Consider the following 15,042-nt stretch of genomic DNA (forward strand, 5'->3'; position numbering starts at 1 on the left):
TCTGGACGCTGCGGGAAAAGACCGATTCTACCGCAGAGTAATGATTTTCCAGCCCATTTCACCGGCATGGGCGCGTAGCGTATCGTCCGGATCGACGGCCACCGGTGTTCTGACCTTGCCCATGAGCGGCAGGTCGTTATGCGAGTCGCTGTAGAAAAAACTGTTGGTAAAGCTGCCCCACCACAGGCCGAGCGATTCGAGCCAGCTTTCCACGCGTTCGATCTTGCCATCGCGGAAGGAGGGGGTGCCGCGCGGCATTCCGGAAAATGCCCCGTTTTTCAGGTTGACCGCGGGAACGGTGCCGATGAGGTGCGGAATGCCGAATTCGCGGGTGATCGGGCCGGTCACGAAACTGTTGGTGGCGGTGACGATGGCGCACAGGTCGCCGGCATCAAGATGCTTGTTGACTAGCGTGCGGGCTGCCGTGCCGATGATCGGCAGGATGTGGCGATCCATGTATTCGCGGTGCCAGGCATCGAGTTCGGCACGCGAATGGCGGGTCAGCGGGGCGAGCTGGAAGGCGAGGAATTCGTGAATGTCGAGCGTGCCGGCCTTGTATTGCTCATAGAACTGGATGTTTTTCGCCTCCTGCAGTTCGCGGTCGACGATACCTTTGCTGATCAGAAATTGCGCCCACTCGAAGTCGGAGTCGCCAGTGAGCAGAGTGTTGTCGAGGTCGAAAAGGGCCAGGTTCATGGTGTTTCTTGAGTGAGTGGATGTTGGTAGCGGAGTTTACCGGGGACGACGCAATTCGTTGAGCAGGTCGAGCTGAACTTCCTGGATTTCGATCATCCGTTCCCATTGATGCGACAGCAAGTGGTCGATTTTTTCGTGAAGCTGGCGGATTTCAAGCTCGGCTTTCAGATTCACCTGATAGTCGTTGCGGTCGCGGAGGCGGTCTTTTGCCTCCTGCCGGTTTTGACTCATCATGATCACCGGCGCCTGGACGGCGGCCAGGCAGGACAGCACGAGATTAAGCAGGATGAACGGGAAGGGATCGACCGGGCGCCAGTAAAGAACCAGCGAGTTGATCATGATCCAGACAACGATGAACAGGCCGAAGAGAATCAGGAAAGTCCAGCTGCCACCGAACGTCGCGATGCGGTCGGCCAGGCGCTCGCCAAGATTCCATTTTTCTGCATAGTCGCTGTCGACATCGGCGGCAAGAATCTGGTGGGTTTGCAGACTGTGCACCACCTCTTTTTCCAGCTCGGATAATTCGCCTTTTTCTGAGATGAGCAGGGAATGAACGTACTGTCCGCGATAGTGAGCCAGATCGCCCTGGCAGATGTTGCTGCTATTCGACCAGTCCGGATGCTCGGCGCGGATGGCGTCCGCGATGTTGGCGCGGATCAGCGGCGCGGAGATCAGTTCCCGCGAAGGGAAAGGCTTGCCGCAGACAAGGCAGGTGCCGCTGGGTGACTTGTCATGACTCATGCGTAAGGTCTCTTGGGTAGCGATCCGTACAGGGTAACAGCCCGCTCGGCATCAGCCTTGCGGCGATTGCAGCAGCTCGCGCAGCAGCGGCAGGGTGACGACGCGTTTCTGTTCCAGCGTGTATTGGTCAAGCGCAACCATGATCGACGACAAGGTACGCATGTCGCGCGGCGCGTGGCGCATCAGGTAATCGATGAGTTCCGGCGTCAGCTTCAGGGCACGTTCCTTGGCTTGGGCGGCCAGCGCTTCGGCCTTTTCGGTGTCGGAGAGCGGTTGCAGGCGGCAGATCAGACCGGAGCCAAGGCGAGTGCGCAGATCTTCACGCAAAGCGAGATGAGCCGGCGGCTGATCGGCTGCGGTCAACAGCATGCCGCTGGCCATTTTCAGGCGATTGAAATGGTTGAAGAGGGCGATCTGGCCGGCATCGTTCAGCATTTCAACGTGATCCACGGCCAGTTGTCCGGTGGTTGGCGCTCTTTTTAGTGTTGGGTCGAGGGCGGCGTCGATATGGGCGAAGCCGCTCGCCTGCAACAAGTGCGAACGCCCGGAACCGGCTTCGCCCCACAGGCAAAACGAAGTATCGACGCGCGTCCCGGCCAGCCATTCGGTGAACAGGGTCAGTGTTTCTGCATTGCCGCCGGCGACGAAATTGTCCAGCGAGGGCGGGCTTTCGGGCAGCAAATCGAGAATCAGCTGGCGCATCGGGAGGTTGGAACGAAGCAGGGGGCACGATTTTAGCATTTGTCCGGTAGTCGACTGCCAGGAGGTCTTCAAGTCAGCCTTCGGAGATTGGCTCAAACGGCAGAATACTGAAGAAAGCTGGCTTTTTCTCGGTCCGGCATTTGATTATTCACGGGTTTTATGACAAACGTAGGTTGGGCGGGAGACGTGCTCGGACAGCAAATTTGACTATGCCTGTGACTTAACTCACGAAATTCGGGCACGTCGTGCAGTAAAATGGCAGCAGATAACCACTCGACAGTCCAAAAATGCCTGCTTTCCTTGATTACGCAACATGCCTTAGCGTTCGAGATGTCGTCATGAGTGGGTGGTTTACGGCGCGGATGTGCCTAAGCATTGGCGTATCTGTTTGTGTCAATACGCGCGGGTAATTGACATCATGTTCCAGCAGGATTTTCGTTTTCTTCCAGCGCCGTTTAGGCTTGGCGACCACTTGCTCGACTGTCAGCATGAAGGCTTGTTTGAATGCATGGATGCATTAAAGAAGCTGTCAGGCGATCCTTCTGCAGCTTACAAATGCAATGAAATAATGTCCGAATTGACCGGTAGATTGGCGCAACACTTCGATTATGAAGAAGCGTTGATGAAGAAAGTCGGTCTGAAAGGTGACATGTTTGATCAGCATGTTGCTGCGCACACCCAGATAATGGACGAGATTTCGCACATTCATTTGACATCGATAACCGGCGGCTACGGCGCTGTCGATGCCTTGCTTCCCAGTGTCTCCAAGTGGGTGCTGAATCACTTGATGAAATACGATCTGAGCCTCAAGCCGCTGATTGAGGATGCTAACCGGAGAGCTTGAAGGACTTTTCAATCTGTTTCAGACGCAAAAAGGGCGCCGGACAATGTAACTTGTCGGCGCCCTTTCTGGTTTTTCGACCGGAATTACAGCCAGCTGACCAGCCCGTAGTTCTTCTTGCCGCGGCGCAGGATCGTAAAGCGGCCATAGAGGCGCTCATCGCCCGCAATCTGGTGGTCGATCATATCGGCCTTTTGGCCATTGACGCTGACGCTGCCGCTCTGGATAAAGCTGCGTGCTTCAGATTTTGACTTCGCGAGGCCGCCGGCGGCCAGGGCGTCGATCAGGCTGCCGTTGGCCTTGTCCAGTTGCACGCCGGGCATGCCATCCTGGGCCAGTTGTTCGAGGTCGTTTTCGGTGAGATCGGCCAATTGGCCGGAGAACAGGCATTCGGTGATGCGCCGGGCGGCCATCAGGGCTACTTCTCCGTGCACCAGACGCGTGGCCTCCTCGGCCAGGATGCGCTGGGCTTCCGGCTTGGTGCCGCTGGCCTTGTCGGTTGCCTCGATCGCATTGATGCGGTCAACCGGTAAAAAGGTGAAAAATCGCAAGAATTTATAGACATCTGCATCGCTGGTATTCAGCCAGAACTGGTAGAAGGCGTAGGGCGAGGTCTTTTTCGGGTCGAGCCAGATGGCGCCGGATTCGGTCTTGCCGAACTTGGTGCCGTCGGCCTTGGTGATCAGCGGTACGGTCATGCCGAAAACGTGTTGCTGGTGCAGGCGGCGGGTCAGGTCGGTACCGGCGACGATGTTCCCCCACTGATCGGAGCCGCCGATCTGCAGCACGCAGCCGTAGCGCTTGTTGAGTTCGGCAAAGTCGTAGCCCTGGAGCAGGCTGTAGGAAAACTCGGTGTAAGAAATACCCTGGTCTTCGCGCTGCAGGCGCTGCTGGACGGATTCCTTCTTGATCATGGCGTTGACCGAGAAGTGCTTGCCGATGTCGCGCATGAATTCGAGGCAGTTCATGCCGCCGAACCAGTCGTAATTGTTGGCCATGATAGCCGCGTTCTCGCCTTCAAACTTGAGGAAGGGGGCGACTTGGCCGCGAATCTTGTCCACCCAGCTGGCGATCACGTCCGGCGTATTCAGCTTGCGCTCGGTGGCCTTGAAGCTCGGGTCGCCGATCATGCCGGTGGCGCCGCCGACCAGAGCGATCGGTTTGTGGCCGGCTTCCTGGAAGCGTTTCAGGATGAGCACCGGCACCAGATGGCCGAGATGCAGGCTGTCCGCCGTCGGGTCGAAGCCGCAATAGAGCGTTACCGATTCCTCCGTCAGCAGTTTGTCGAGCGCAGCCGCGTCGGTGATCTGGGCGATCAGGCCGCGATCCTGCAGATCCTGAATGAGGGGGGACTGGGTCATTGCTTTCTCCACGGGGCGGGCGCCCGCCAAATAAAAATGGCGCCAAAAAATCGGACCCGCGATTTTAGCAGAGCAGCGCCAGTTGGCCGGCAATCGGCGCGATGCTCAGTGGCTTCGCGACGAGTTGCCGTGGATATTCGGGTGATTAATGGCTGCCGGCAACGTTGCTTCGCGCTTCGGCCATGGCATTTGACTGCTCGACCAGATTGGCAAAATGTGCCGTCACATATTCGCCAGCGTGATTGAGTTCCTCTGTTGCGCCGTTTTCTGCGTAGGCGTGCAGCATGTCCAGCACCGCCTTGGCATAGCGACTATCCAGGGGGCTCAGGATTTCGCCTATCCCGAACGCATGTCGGGTGTCGTAGAGCGACAGGATGCACTTGGCGAGGCTCAGTTGGCTTTTGGTGCCAGGGTGTTGCTTGAGGAGATGCAGCCCGGCCAGATAAATATTGGTGCTCATATCCTGAATCTCCTCACTGATGGTTAATGCGCCATAGTGCGCCTATATCGGGACGCTGTCTTCGTCCTTGTTGCTTTACCGAGCTTACGCCATCCCCAGTGCTTTGTAATATTGCGCGATGGCCGGCATGCTAGCGATGCGCAGCATGTGCGCCTTGAGCTTGGGGGCGACACTGTCGACCAGATCAGCCGGAATGTGGTCGAGCTTGCCCGAGCATAACCAGCGGACCAGGACGAAGGCTTTGAGGTCGGCGATGGTCAGGCGGTTGTCGGAAAAGTACTGGCCGCCATGGCTTTCCAGTTGAGACTCCAGCCAGTGCAGGTATTGCGTGATGGCACCGCTGACCAGCGCATTGCGTGAGGCTTCCAGAGCTTCGCCGGTTAAGCCGAACGTGGCGCCGAGCTTGATATTGACGTCTTCCAGCGCCCCGAGGATTTCGTCGCAGAGCAGTGCCTGGAACGGGTCGGTCGGATACAGTCCGGCGAGCTTGCCAGCGTAGCGCGTGATGGCATCGCTTTGCGTGACTTGGGCGTCATCGACGTGCAGCGTCGGCACCTGATTCAGTGGTGTGGTCTTGCGGACTTCGGGAAAAGAGCTCGGCGCGAAGCGAAAATCCTCGAACGGAATACCGCCCAGATGCAGGGCGAGTCGCGCCGGTTCCGCGCGTCCGCCGGGGAAATCGAAATAGGTCAGCTTCAGTTTGGGCATAAATTATTCCTTTCATCAGGTCGTGGGGATAGGGCTCTCAAGCTTAGTGCGTCAGCAAAACCAGGCGTGCGTTGAAGGTACTTTCTGCCCCATGCTGGCATGATCAGTGAAGCTCCTAGCTTCAGAGCATGGTCCGGACAAAAAGGTGCAAATTTTCGTGGTGACAAGCGTGTTTCCAGTTTTGGGCGATTTTTCCGGTTGACCGTAGCAGCTTTGCCGGGCGGACGGTTAGGGGGCGGGAACGGTTTCGGGTAAAATCGCCGTTTTTTCCAGCAGCGTTTGCTGCCTCTTGGCGCCTAATTGACCATGACCCAGAATACTTCCCTCTCCTACCGTGATGCTGGCGTCGATATCGATGCCGGTGATGCACTCGTCGAACGTATCAAGCCGTTGGCCAAGAAGACCCTGCGCGAGGGCGTACTGGGCGGCATTGGTGGTTTCGGCGCGCTGTTCGAAGTGCCAAAGCGTTACAAGGAGCCGGTGTTGGTGTCCGGCACCGATGGTGTTGGCACCAAGCTGCGCTTGGCTTTTGACCTGAATCGGCACGATACGGTGGGCCAGGATCTGGTCGCCATGAGCGTCAATGACATTCTGGTGCTCGGCGCCGAGTCTCTGTTCTTCCTCGACTACTTCGCCTGCGGCAAGCTCGATGTCGATACCGCCGCTGCGGTTGTTGGCGGCATTGCCAAGGGCTGCGAACTGGCGGGTTGTGCGCTGATTGGTGGTGAAACTGCCGAGATGCCGGGCATGTACCCGGCCGGCGAATACGATCTGGCCGGTTTTGCGGTAGGCGTTGTTGAAAAGTCGAAAGCTATCGATGGCAAGGCCTCGATTGTTCCGGGTGACGTGGTGCTCGGCTTGGCTTCGTCAGGCGCCCACTCCAACGGTTACTCGCTGGTGCGCAAGATCATTGAACGCTCCAAGCCGGACATGAATGCCAAGTTTGACGGCGAGCGTACGCTGGCCGACGTGGTCATGGCGCCGACCCGCATCTACGTCAAGCAAGTGCTGGCGACCATGGAAAAGGTCTCGATCAAGGGCATGGCCCATATCACCGGTGGCGGCTTGCTCGAAAACGTGCCGCGTGTGTTGCCGGAAAGCACCGTTGCCGAGCTGGAAAAGGCTGCCTGGCCGCGTCCGAAGCTGTTCGACTGGATGCAGGCCGAAGGCAATGTCGCCGAAAACGAAATGCACCGTGTCTTCAATTGCGGTATCGGTCTGGTGGTCGTCGTTGCGGCGGCGGATGCCGATGTCGCCATGGCCGAACTGAAGGCTCAGGGCGAAGCCGTTTATCGCATCGGCAAGATCCGGGCGCGCGCCGGTGACGAAGCGCAGACCCTTGTGGTCTAAATGGCAGTGGCGGGTCGCGGCAGTTGTCTGTGGCCTGCTCTTGCTGAACGGCTCGTCGACTGTCTGGGCGGCGAGCGAGAAAGCTTCGGCCAAACCGGCCACCGCCCGCCATGCCGCCAGTCGGCATGCCAGACATTCAAAACGGATTAAGGCGCCAAATCGCGCCCATGGTGGTTCGACGGCCGAGGCGTTCGGACAGGCCGACCTGGTTGACGGGAGTACTTCCGGGCTCCACGGACATGCCAGTTTTTATGGCACCGGTTTTCAAGGGCGCAAGACTTCGACCGGCGACACATTTGACGTCAATCTCTTTACCGCAGCCAGCAACCGCTTTCCACTGGGTACCGTGCTGGCTGTTCGGCGGATGGACAACGACCGTTGTGCCATCGTCAAGGTCAATGACCGCATGCACGCGAAACATCGCAAACGCATCATCGACGTGTCGCGCGGGGTTGCGGAATACCTCAACATGATTCGCGCCGGCGTGGTCATGGTCCGAGTCATGCCTTTGCCGGGCGGAAAAATCGGGCGTGGCGGCGAATCTTGTCATGCCGCGTTCGAGCCGGAGGAAGAGTGTACTTCCTGTGGTCAACCGGAAAAATTGCCCGATTTTGAAAAGCAGGACGGCGACTGACGGCTGCTTGAATTCTCTTCTGTCGATTCGGCCACTTCGTTACAATCCCTGTCGCTGCTGACTGTCCGGTCAGTCCGGAAACTTGCCGAATGCCATGAAGAAAAATACCCGTTTCGGAATTATTGCGATTGCTCTCGCCGGTTTGGCTGGTCTGGCCTACACCGCTTACACCGCCAATCGGGCGCCGGCTGCTGCCCCGCTGGCGGCTGGCAATGCGCCTGCACCCGCCAAGCCGGCAGCCGGCGGGGCACCCGCCAGTTTCCCGATTTCTGTCGAGGTCGCCAAAGTGGCGAGCAGTGATTTTTCGGATGACGCGTTGGCGGTGGGCACGCTGAAATCGAATGAATCCGTGGTGTTGCGCCCTGAAATCGCGGGCCGGATTGCCGCTATCAGCTTCAAGGATGGTGCGGTCGTCGGCAAAGGCGCCGTGCTGGTGGTATTTGATGCGGCGATTCAGGACGCCGAGTTGCAGCAAGCACGGGCCAATCTGGCGCTGGCGCGCAGCAGCTACCAGCGAAACGCTGAACTGGTCGGCAAGAAATTTCTTAGTCAGCAAGCGCTCGATGGTTCCGCCGCCACGCTGAAAGTGCAGGAGGCCGCCGTTCGCCTGGCGGAAGCGAAGGCCGCCAAGATGCGCATCAAGGCGCCGTTCAAGGGCATGCTGGGTTTGCGCAATGTCAGCGTCGGCGATTACGTCAAGGATGGCCAGGATCTGATCAACATCGAAGATGTAGCCACGCTGCGCGTGGATTTCAAGTTGCCTGAAACCTATCTCGGGCGCATCGCCAAAGGCCAGCGCGTTGATGTGCTGAGTGATGCTTTACCGGGCGAGCATTTCAATGCGGTGCTGGATGCCGTCGATCCGATGGTCGATCAAAACGGCCGGGCTATTTCGGCCCGGGCTCGTCTCGACAACGCGGCCGGCAAGTTGCGCCCGGGGATGTTCGTTCGCGTCCGACTGCAATTCGGCGAGCGCAAGGGTGTGCTGATGGTGCCCGAGCAGGCCATCGTTCCGGGTGGTCAGCCGGCGGTGTTCAAGGTGGTCGATGGCAAGGCGGCGCTGACCAAGGTCAGCCTGGGGGTACGTCGTGCGGCACAGGTCGAGGTGGTTGAAGGCCTCGCAGAAGGCGATCTGGTCGTCACTGCCGGCCAGTTGAAATTGCGCGAAGGGGCATCGGTCAAGACCGTGGGCGATGGTGCGCCGCCAGCGGCAGCGCCAGTCAAGCCGGGTGTGGCCGACAAATGAAGATTTCCGACCTGTGCATCAAGCGGCCGGTCTTCGCCACCGTCTTGTCGCTGGTCATCATGCTGCTTGGTATTGTCTCCTACACCCGGCTGCCGGTACGCGAGTACCCGAAGATTGATGAGCCAGTGGTCACGGTCGGCACGACCTATCGCGGTGCTTCCGCAGAAATCATCGAGTCTCAGGTCACCAAGCCACTGGAGGATTCGCTGGCAGGGATCGAAGGCGTCGAGGTCATCACGTCGATCTCGCGGGCCGAGAACAGCCAGATTTCAGTGCGTTTCAAGTTGGAGCGGGCACCTGATTCGGCTGCATCCGATGTCCGTGACCGGGTGTCCCGCGTCCGTAACAAGTTGCCGGATGCGGTTGATGAACCGGTTATCGCCAAAGTCGAGGCAGACGCCAATCCCGTCATCTGGATCGCCTTTTCATCCGACAAGCATTCGGCGCTGGAAGTCACCGATGTGGCCACCCGCATCGTCAAGCCGCGCCTGCAAACCTTGCCCGGCGCAGCCGATGTGCGCGTCTTTGGCGACCGCAAGTTTGCCATGCGCATCTGGCTCGACAAGCAGCGTCTGGCTGCCTATCAGCTGACGCCGGCGGATGTCGAGGATGCGCTGCGCAAGCAGAATGTCGAGGTGCCGGCCGGGCGGATCGAAAGTCGCGAACGCGAATTTTCGGTGGTGGCCAATACTGATCTGAAGACGCCCGAGGAATTCGGCGCGGCGGTGGTCAAGACTGTTAACGGCTATCCGGTGCGTATCAGTGATCTCGGGCGGGTGGAAATCGGGGCGGCTGAAGAGCGCAGCTCGGTTCGGTTCAAAGGCCGATCGGCGGTAGCGCTCGGGGTCATCAAGCAGGCGACGGCCAATCCGCTCGAATTATCGAAGGCGCTGCGCGCCGATCTGCCGAAGATCACCGCCGAACTGCCTGCGGGGATGACCGCGGATCTGTCTTACGACTCGTCGGTGTTCATCGATCGCTCGATCGAGTCGGTGTTCAAGACCATCGGCGAAGCGATCCTGCTCGTGCTGGCGATCATTTTCTTTTTTCTGCGCAATTTCAGGGCCACGCTGATCCCGCTGGTGACCATCCCTGTCTCGCTGGTTGGTGCCTTCGGCATCATGTTTGCCCTCGGTTTCACGATCAATACGCTCACCTTGCTCGCGTTGGTGCTGGCGATTGGGCTAGTGGTGGACGACGCCATCGTCGTGCTGGAAAACATCTACCGGCATATCGAGGAAGGCATGCCGCGCCGACAGGCGGCCTTGCAGGGGGCGAAGGAGATCGGCTTTGCCGTGGTGGCCATGACGCTGACACTGGCTGCGGTATACGCACCGGTTGCCTTCATGACGGGTCGTACCGGCAAGCTGTTCATCGAATTTGCGCTGACCCTGGCCGGGGCCGTGCTGGTGTCTGGATTCGTCGCGCTGACCCTGTCGCCGATGATGTGCTCGATTTTGCTGAAGCACGACGACAAGCACGGCAAGGCCTTCATGATGATTGAAGGCTTCCTCAATTGGCTGAATGCCGCCTATAAAAAGGTACTGACGGCGTCGCTCAATCGACGCTGGATCGTGCTGCTTGGTTTTCTCGTTGTTGCCGCTTCATGCGGTGTCCTGCTCAAGGCGTTGAAGTCGGAATTGGCGCCGATTGAGGATCGCGGGATCATTTTTGGGATGTTTATCGCACCGGAGGGTGCGACGCTGAACTACACCGAAAAATATGCCCGGGAGATCGAAGGTATCTATAGCCAGACCAAGGATGTCGAGCGCTATTTTGTGGTGGCCGGCAACCCGACAGTCAGCCAGGGGATTTCCGTGCTGGGCCTGAACGACTGGGCCTTGCGCAAGCGAAATTCGCTCGCCATCGCCAAGGAGCTGTTTCCGAAGTTCGGTCAGATTCCTGGCGTCATGGCCTTCCCGATTACGCCGCCATCGCTTGGTCAGAGTGCCCGGGAGCGGCCAGTGAACTATGTCATCGTGACCTCCGCCAGTTACGAAGCATTGCAGAAGGTAACCGGGCAGTTTCTCGGCGAACTGGCGAAAAATCCGGGGCTGCAGAACATTGATACGGATCTCAAGCTGAACAAGCCAGAACTGTCGGTCGACGTTGATCGCAACAAGGCGGCGGACATGGGGGTGCCGGTCGAAACCATCGGCCGGACGCTGGAAACCTTTCTCGGTGGTCGGCAGGTCACCCGTTTCAAGCGCGATGGCGAGCAATACGACGTGATCGTCCAGGTTGCCGATGTCGAGCGCCGGAATCCGGACGATATCCACGATATCTACGTTCGTGGGCGCGATGGCAGCATGATTTCGCTGGAGAATCTGGTGTCGGTCAGGGAAACGATCAGCCCGCGCGAACTGAATCACTTTGGCCAGCGTCGGGCGGTGACGATCACCGCCAACCTGGCGCCGGGTTATACGCTGGGCGAGGCGCTGACCTATATGGATGGCGTTGCCAATCAGGTATTAAAACCAGGCTACGCCGTTGATTACAACGGTCAGTCGCGCGAGTTCCGCCAATCTTCGTCGTCGTTGGCCTTGACCTTCGGCCTGGCGCTGGCCTTCATCTACCTGGTGCTGGCCGCGCAATTTGAAAGCTTCCGTGATCCCTTCATCATCATGCTCACCGTGCCTTTGTCGATGGCGGGTGCGCTGCTCGCCCTGTGGTTAGCCAACGGGACACTCAATGTGTATAGCCAGATCGGCCTCGTCACGCTGGTCGGGCTGATTACCAAGCACGGCATCCTGATCGTCGAATTCGCCAATCAATTACAGGAGAAGGGTATGTCTATCAAGGAGGCGGTCATCGAGTCCGCCTTCCTGCGTCTGCGGCCCATTTTGATGACGACCGGTGCCATGGTCCTCGGTGCCGTGCCGCTGGCCCTGGCGACCGGGGCAGGAGCGGAGTCGCGGCAGCAGATTGGCTGGGTCATCGTCGGTGGCCTGCTGCTGGGCACATTTTTCACGCTGTTCGTGGTGCCGACGGTTTATTCGCTGTTGGCGGCGAAAAAAGAGGTCGTCATCACCGAATCCAATGCTTGCTGAATTTCAACAAAAACTCCAATATATAGAAAATTGAAAATCGGAGTGGATGCATGGACGCAAGCCTGCGTGTTTTTGTAGTCGATGATGATCAAATTATTCTCGACGTATTGTCCGTAGCACTGGATGGTGTCTGCGAACTGGAAAAATTTGCGTCGGCCGAGGCATGTCTGAATCGACTGGCAGAAGCGAAGCCCGATCTCTTCCTGCTGGATGTATCAATGCCGGAAATGGATGGTTACACGCTGTGTCACCGTCTGAAGGATGATTGGGACACTCAGGATATTCCTGTGCTTTTCGTTTCGGCTGGCGACGATAGTGAAACCCGCATGGCATGTTATGAAGCCGGGGGCGACGATTTTATCCAGAAGCCCTTTGACCCGGCCGAGTTGCTCGGCAAGGTAAATGTTGCCGGGCGCATCATTGAAGAAAAGAAAGCCCTGCGCGAGCAGGCCGGCTACGCGCAACGGACAGCCATGGCCGCCATGGTCAGCATGGGTGAGCTGGGTGTTGTGCTGCAATTTCTCAGTAAATCCTTTGCCTGCAACACGGTCGACGAACTGGCCTCGGAACTGCTCCAGGCGATGGGTCAGTATGACCTGCAGGCGGCCGTGCAGATGCGGCTTGGCGACGAGGTGTTGTCACTGAGCCAGAACGGTCACAACGTGCCGCTGGAAGTCTCGGTGCTCAATCATGTCCGCAACAGCGGCCGGATTTTTCAGTTCAAGTCGCGCTGCGCCTTCAACTACGGTCGGGTCACCCTGATGGTCAACAACATGCCGCTGGAAGACAGCGATCGATGCGGTCGCATTCGCGACAATGGCGCGCTGCTGGCCGAGGGGGCCGATGCCCGTCTCAAGGCCATCGAAACCGAAATGCAATCGTCACAGCGGCGGGCCGGGATTGAGGCGGCGCTGCCGCGGCTCTATTCGACGCTGGATGGTGTGCAGAACAATTACCGGCGCAACAGTTTTGAACTGACTCAGGTGATGATTGATTTTCAGGAGGCCTTGACCAAGGCCTTCATCCATCTTGGCCTGATGGAAAATCAGGAGGAGCGCTTGAGCAACATGGCCAACGAATTCATGCTGCGCGTCGTCGGTACGCAGGATGCTTCGCTGACCATTATCGGCCAGCTTGAAGCATTGGCCGACGACCTCAAGCTGATGTTGAAGAGCTGAGAAACGCCTCGGTTCGGGCGCTGACTTTCTCGGTCAGCGTCGGATCCAGGCAATCGAAATTCTCGGCATCGAAAGAATTCGTCAGCCAGGTGATCTGGCGCTTGGCCAACTGGCGGGTGGCAAAGACGCCACGGTTGCGCATTTCCGGTTTGCTGCACAGGCCATCCTGCGCATCCCACATCTGCCGGTAGCCGACGCAGCGCATGGACGGCAGATTGGCGTGCAGCGCGTATTTTTGGCGCAGTATGGCCAGTTCTTCATCCAGCCCACCGAGCAGCATTTCGTCAAAGCGCCGTTCAATGCGTTTGTGCAGCACGGCGCGGTCAGAGGGCAGCAGGCTGATCGACAGGAAATCATAAGGTGGCCGCTGTTGCTCGCTTTCGGCCAGTAGTTCGGACATCGGGCGGCCGCTCAGGCGGCAGATTTCAAGGGCGCGCTGCAGGCGCTGGCTGTCCGTCGGATGCAGGCGTGCGGCGGTTGTCGGGTCAAGCGCAGCCAGTTTGGCGTGCATCGCCGGCCAGCCATCGGCAGCAGCTTCGGCATCGATCTCGGCGCGCAGCGCTGCATCGGCCTGGGGCAACTCGGCCAATCCCTGCAGCAATGCGCGGAAATAGAGCATCGTGCCGCCGACCAGCAGCGGTACCTTGCCCACCGCGGTGATTTCGTCCATGGCGGTCAGCGCATCGGCGCGGAAGCGGGCGGCCGAGTAGCTCTCCTCGGGTGAAATCAGATCGATCAGGCGATGCGGGTAGCGCTCCAAGGTGGCGCTGTCCGGCTTGGCGGTGCCAATATCCATGTCGCGAAAGACCTGGGCTGAGTCGACGCTGATCAGTTCAATGGGGAAACGATCGGCCAGTGCCATGGCGAGCGCCGTCTTTCCTGAGGCCGTGGGGCCCATGACCAGGATGGCTGGTGGATTGCGGGGGGAGTTCATTGCGGCCAATGCTACCACGCGGCGGGGTGGCCTATAATGGCCAAAACGTTCAGGGAGATGCCATGCCGCTCGTTCCATGCCGCGCCTGCGGTCACCAGGTCGATATCTCGGCCGTTGCCTGCCCCGGTTGCGGGGCCACCAATCCGGGTCGCAAGATGAGCAAACAGCAGTCGGATCTGATCATCCTGCTCATTCAACTGGTCGTCGGCTTCGCGCTGGTCGTCGGTGTCAGCAGCTATGCATGGCAGACGGTTGGGCCAATCATCAAGAATCAGTTGAGCAAGCCGGTTCAGCAGTAGTTGGCTGCAGAGTGGTTGCTGCGGTCAACCGGAAAAAACGACCGAAATCGAAATTTTTTGGCCCTTACGGCCACAGTGATTTCAAGCGCATGATGCCTTCGCGGTAGTTGCGGCGGGCTTCTTCGTGCGTTCCCCTGGCTACCCGGGCAAGCGGTCGCCACTGGGCTTCGGGGACACCCGCCAGCGTCGCGTGCATGCCGATCAATTCGGTGGCGGGAATGGGCACGATGTCGCCGGAAGATTCTAGAGCAGCCGTCTGGGTGCCAACATGCGCGCCGAACAGGAACAGATGGCGCAGGCGCAATGAGCCGGCTTGCTCGATGCGCTCGGCTGCTCCTGCCGGGTCCGCTTCGATGCGCTGGGTCAACTCGCCGAAATCGGCTGCGGTATTCACCGGCAGGCGGGCAACCGGCGCGACGCCAAGTTTTTCGGCCAGTTCGTTCAGGCGGCGGATGTGTCCATCCACCGGTCGTGACAGTTGCCGCATGATTTCATCGGATTGCCGGCCATAGCCGCCCAGCCATTGGCTCAGGTAGCCGTATTCGAAGCCGAGTTCGAAAGTCCGCCGGGCAAATTGCGGGTCGAGCCTTGCTTCGCGGGCTCGTGTTTTTTCGGCGATCTCGGCGGCCTTGGCAGCATAGGTTTTCGCCGGGTCATTGACCGTCCAGCCAATGTGCGCCAGATTGCTGGCGCCGAACATCCAGATTTCCTGTACGCCGAGATAGAGCAGGGTGATGGCGACCGTTGCCAGCAAAAACCGGCGCCATTCGCGCCAGCGGAATTTGCTATTGCCGGCGTTGGGGGGCGGACTGCTCAAGACTGTTTCCTGAAGATGAGGTTAG

The 15,042-nt window shown here is 58.9% G+C and carries 15 protein-coding genes; 7 read left to right on the plus strand and 8 right to left on the minus strand.

What is annotated here, in order from left to right:
- Nucleotides 1–27 precede the first annotated feature (27 nt).
- The 3 genes from IPJ12_16925 to hda are packed head-to-tail and all read right to left on the minus strand — an operon-like array spanning nucleotide 28 to nucleotide 2,178.
- Nucleotides 28–696, minus strand: coding sequence for an HAD family hydrolase (locus IPJ12_16925; protein MBK7648778.1), 669 nt, complete (start codon nucleotides 694–696; stop codon nucleotides 28–30).
- A gap of 36 nt (nucleotides 697–732) precedes the next feature.
- The gene (locus tag IPJ12_16930; protein ID MBK7648779.1) at nucleotides 733–1,437 is read right to left on the minus strand and encodes a DUF1003 domain-containing protein; all 705 of its coding nucleotides are present in this window, start codon (nucleotides 1,435–1,437) and stop codon (nucleotides 733–735) included.
- 51 nt (nucleotides 1,438–1,488) lie between these two features.
- Nucleotides 1,489–2,178: a DnaA regulatory inactivator Hda gene (hda, locus tag IPJ12_16935; protein ID MBK7648780.1), complete on the minus strand. Its 690-nt coding sequence runs from the start codon at nucleotides 2,176–2,178 to the stop codon at nucleotides 1,489–1,491.
- Nucleotides 2,179–2,557: 379 nt separating this feature from the next.
- Between hda and IPJ12_16940 the strand changes: the two genes are divergently transcribed.
- A complete protein-coding gene (locus tag IPJ12_16940; protein MBK7648781.1) occupies nucleotides 2,558–2,983 on the plus strand; it encodes a hemerythrin family protein in 426 nt (141 codons plus the stop codon).
- An 83-nt stretch (nucleotides 2,984–3,066) separates the two neighbouring features.
- Here the strand turns inward: IPJ12_16940 and tyrS are convergent, their stop codons facing one another.
- From tyrS to IPJ12_16955, 3 genes are all read right to left on the minus strand, one after another.
- Nucleotides 3,067–4,341: a tyrosine--tRNA ligase gene (gene tyrS / locus IPJ12_16945; GenBank protein MBK7648782.1), complete on the minus strand. Its 1,275-nt coding sequence runs from the start codon at nucleotides 4,339–4,341 to the stop codon at nucleotides 3,067–3,069.
- Between the two features lie 145 nt (nucleotides 4,342–4,486).
- The gene (locus IPJ12_16950) at nucleotides 4,487–4,801 is read right to left on the minus strand and encodes a hypothetical protein (protein MBK7648783.1); all 315 of its coding nucleotides are present in this window, start codon (nucleotides 4,799–4,801) and stop codon (nucleotides 4,487–4,489) included.
- A gap of 84 nt (nucleotides 4,802–4,885) precedes the next feature.
- Nucleotides 4,886–5,509 carry a glutathione S-transferase family protein gene (locus tag IPJ12_16955; protein ID MBK7648784.1) on the minus strand — a complete coding sequence of 208 codons (624 nt, stop codon included), beginning with the start codon at nucleotides 5,507–5,509 and terminating at the stop codon, nucleotides 4,886–4,888.
- A 306-nt stretch (nucleotides 5,510–5,815) separates the two neighbouring features.
- Here IPJ12_16955 and purM point away from each other — a divergent pair, with 306 nt between their 5' ends.
- The 5 genes from purM (at nucleotide 5,816) to IPJ12_16980 (ending at nucleotide 12,967) form a co-directional block, all read left to right on the plus strand.
- Nucleotides 5,816–6,859 (plus strand): phosphoribosylformylglycinamidine cyclo-ligase, encoded by a 1,044-nt coding sequence (gene purM, locus IPJ12_16960; GenBank protein MBK7648785.1) that lies wholly within the window; start codon nucleotides 5,816–5,818, stop codon nucleotides 6,857–6,859.
- The gene (locus IPJ12_16965; GenBank protein MBK7648786.1) at nucleotides 6,849–7,493 is read left to right on the plus strand and encodes a septal ring lytic transglycosylase RlpA family protein; all 645 of its coding nucleotides are present in this window, start codon (nucleotides 6,849–6,851) and stop codon (nucleotides 7,491–7,493) included. The genes purM and IPJ12_16965 overlap by 11 nt, the downstream gene beginning before the upstream one ends.
- Nucleotides 7,494–7,587: 94 nt before the next feature.
- Nucleotides 7,588–8,739, plus strand: a complete 1,152-nt coding sequence (locus IPJ12_16970; protein ID MBK7648787.1) for an efflux RND transporter periplasmic adaptor subunit — start codon at nucleotides 7,588–7,590, stop codon at nucleotides 8,737–8,739.
- Nucleotides 8,736–11,789, plus strand: coding sequence for an efflux RND transporter permease subunit (locus tag IPJ12_16975; protein MBK7648788.1), 3,054 nt, complete (start codon nucleotides 8,736–8,738; stop codon nucleotides 11,787–11,789). Before IPJ12_16970 ends, IPJ12_16975 begins: the two co-directional genes overlap by 4 nt.
- Nucleotides 11,790–11,839: 50 nt before the next feature.
- A complete protein-coding gene (locus IPJ12_16980; protein MBK7648789.1) occupies nucleotides 11,840–12,967 on the plus strand; it encodes a response regulator in 1,128 nt (375 codons plus the stop codon).
- Here IPJ12_16980 and miaA read toward each other — a convergent pair.
- Nucleotides 12,945–13,901, minus strand: coding sequence for a tRNA (adenosine(37)-N6)-dimethylallyltransferase MiaA (gene miaA / locus IPJ12_16985; protein ID MBK7648790.1), 957 nt, complete (start codon nucleotides 13,899–13,901; stop codon nucleotides 12,945–12,947). The two genes, IPJ12_16980 and miaA, sit on opposite strands and share 23 nt — an antisense overlap.
- A 62-nt stretch (nucleotides 13,902–13,963) precedes the next feature.
- Between miaA and IPJ12_16990 the strand changes: the two genes are divergently transcribed.
- Entirely contained in the window at nucleotides 13,964–14,200 is a 237-nt protein-coding gene (locus tag IPJ12_16990; protein ID MBK7648791.1) for a hypothetical protein, read from the plus strand.
- A 64-nt stretch (nucleotides 14,201–14,264) separates the two neighbouring features.
- Here IPJ12_16990 and IPJ12_16995 read toward each other — a convergent pair whose 3' ends face one another.
- Nucleotides 14,265–15,017 carry a hypothetical protein gene (locus IPJ12_16995; protein MBK7648792.1) on the minus strand — a complete coding sequence of 251 codons (753 nt, stop codon included), beginning with the start codon at nucleotides 15,015–15,017 and terminating at the stop codon, nucleotides 14,265–14,267.
- Between the last annotated feature and the right edge of the window lie 25 nt (nucleotides 15,018–15,042).

The sequence above is a fragment of the Betaproteobacteria bacterium genome (assembly GCA_016709965.1).
GTDB lineage: Bacteria > Pseudomonadota > Gammaproteobacteria > Burkholderiales > Rhodocyclaceae > Azonexus > Azonexus amarohabitans.

Excerpts from the sequence above, each read along its gene's own strand:
- hda (MBK7648780.1), bottom strand. The coding sequence starts at position 2,178 with ATGCTAAAATCGTGCCCCCTGCTTCGTTCCAACCTCCCGATGCGCCAG.
- IPJ12_16970 (MBK7648787.1), top strand. The coding sequence starts at position 7,588 with ATGAAGAAAAATACCCGTTTCGGAATTATTGCGATTGCTCTCGCCGGT.
- miaA (MBK7648790.1), bottom strand. The coding sequence starts at position 13,901 with ATGAACTCCCCCCGCAATCCACCAGCCATCCTGGTCATGGGCCCCACG.
- IPJ12_16955 (MBK7648784.1), bottom strand. The coding sequence starts at position 5,509 with ATGCCCAAACTGAAGCTGACCTATTTCGATTTCCCCGGCGGACGCGCG.
- IPJ12_16990 (MBK7648791.1), top strand. The coding sequence starts at position 13,964 with ATGCCGCTCGTTCCATGCCGCGCCTGCGGTCACCAGGTCGATATCTCG.
- tyrS (MBK7648782.1), bottom strand. The coding sequence starts at position 4,341 with ATGACCCAGTCCCCCCTCATTCAGGATCTGCAGGATCGCGGCCTGATC.
- IPJ12_16930 (MBK7648779.1), bottom strand. The coding sequence starts at position 1,437 with ATGAGTCATGACAAGTCACCCAGCGGCACCTGCCTTGTCTGCGGCAAG.
- purM (MBK7648785.1), top strand. The coding sequence starts at position 5,816 with ATGACCCAGAATACTTCCCTCTCCTACCGTGATGCTGGCGTCGATATC.
- IPJ12_16975 (MBK7648788.1), top strand. The coding sequence starts at position 8,736 with ATGAAGATTTCCGACCTGTGCATCAAGCGGCCGGTCTTCGCCACCGTC.
- IPJ12_16980 (MBK7648789.1), top strand. The coding sequence starts at position 11,840 with ATGGACGCAAGCCTGCGTGTTTTTGTAGTCGATGATGATCAAATTATT.
- IPJ12_16950 (MBK7648783.1), bottom strand. The coding sequence starts at position 4,801 with ATGAGCACCAATATTTATCTGGCCGGGCTGCATCTCCTCAAGCAACAC.
- IPJ12_16925 (MBK7648778.1), bottom strand. The coding sequence starts at position 696 with ATGAACCTGGCCCTTTTCGACCTCGACAACACTCTGCTCACTGGCGAC.
- IPJ12_16940 (MBK7648781.1), top strand. The coding sequence starts at position 2,558 with ATGTTCCAGCAGGATTTTCGTTTTCTTCCAGCGCCGTTTAGGCTTGGC.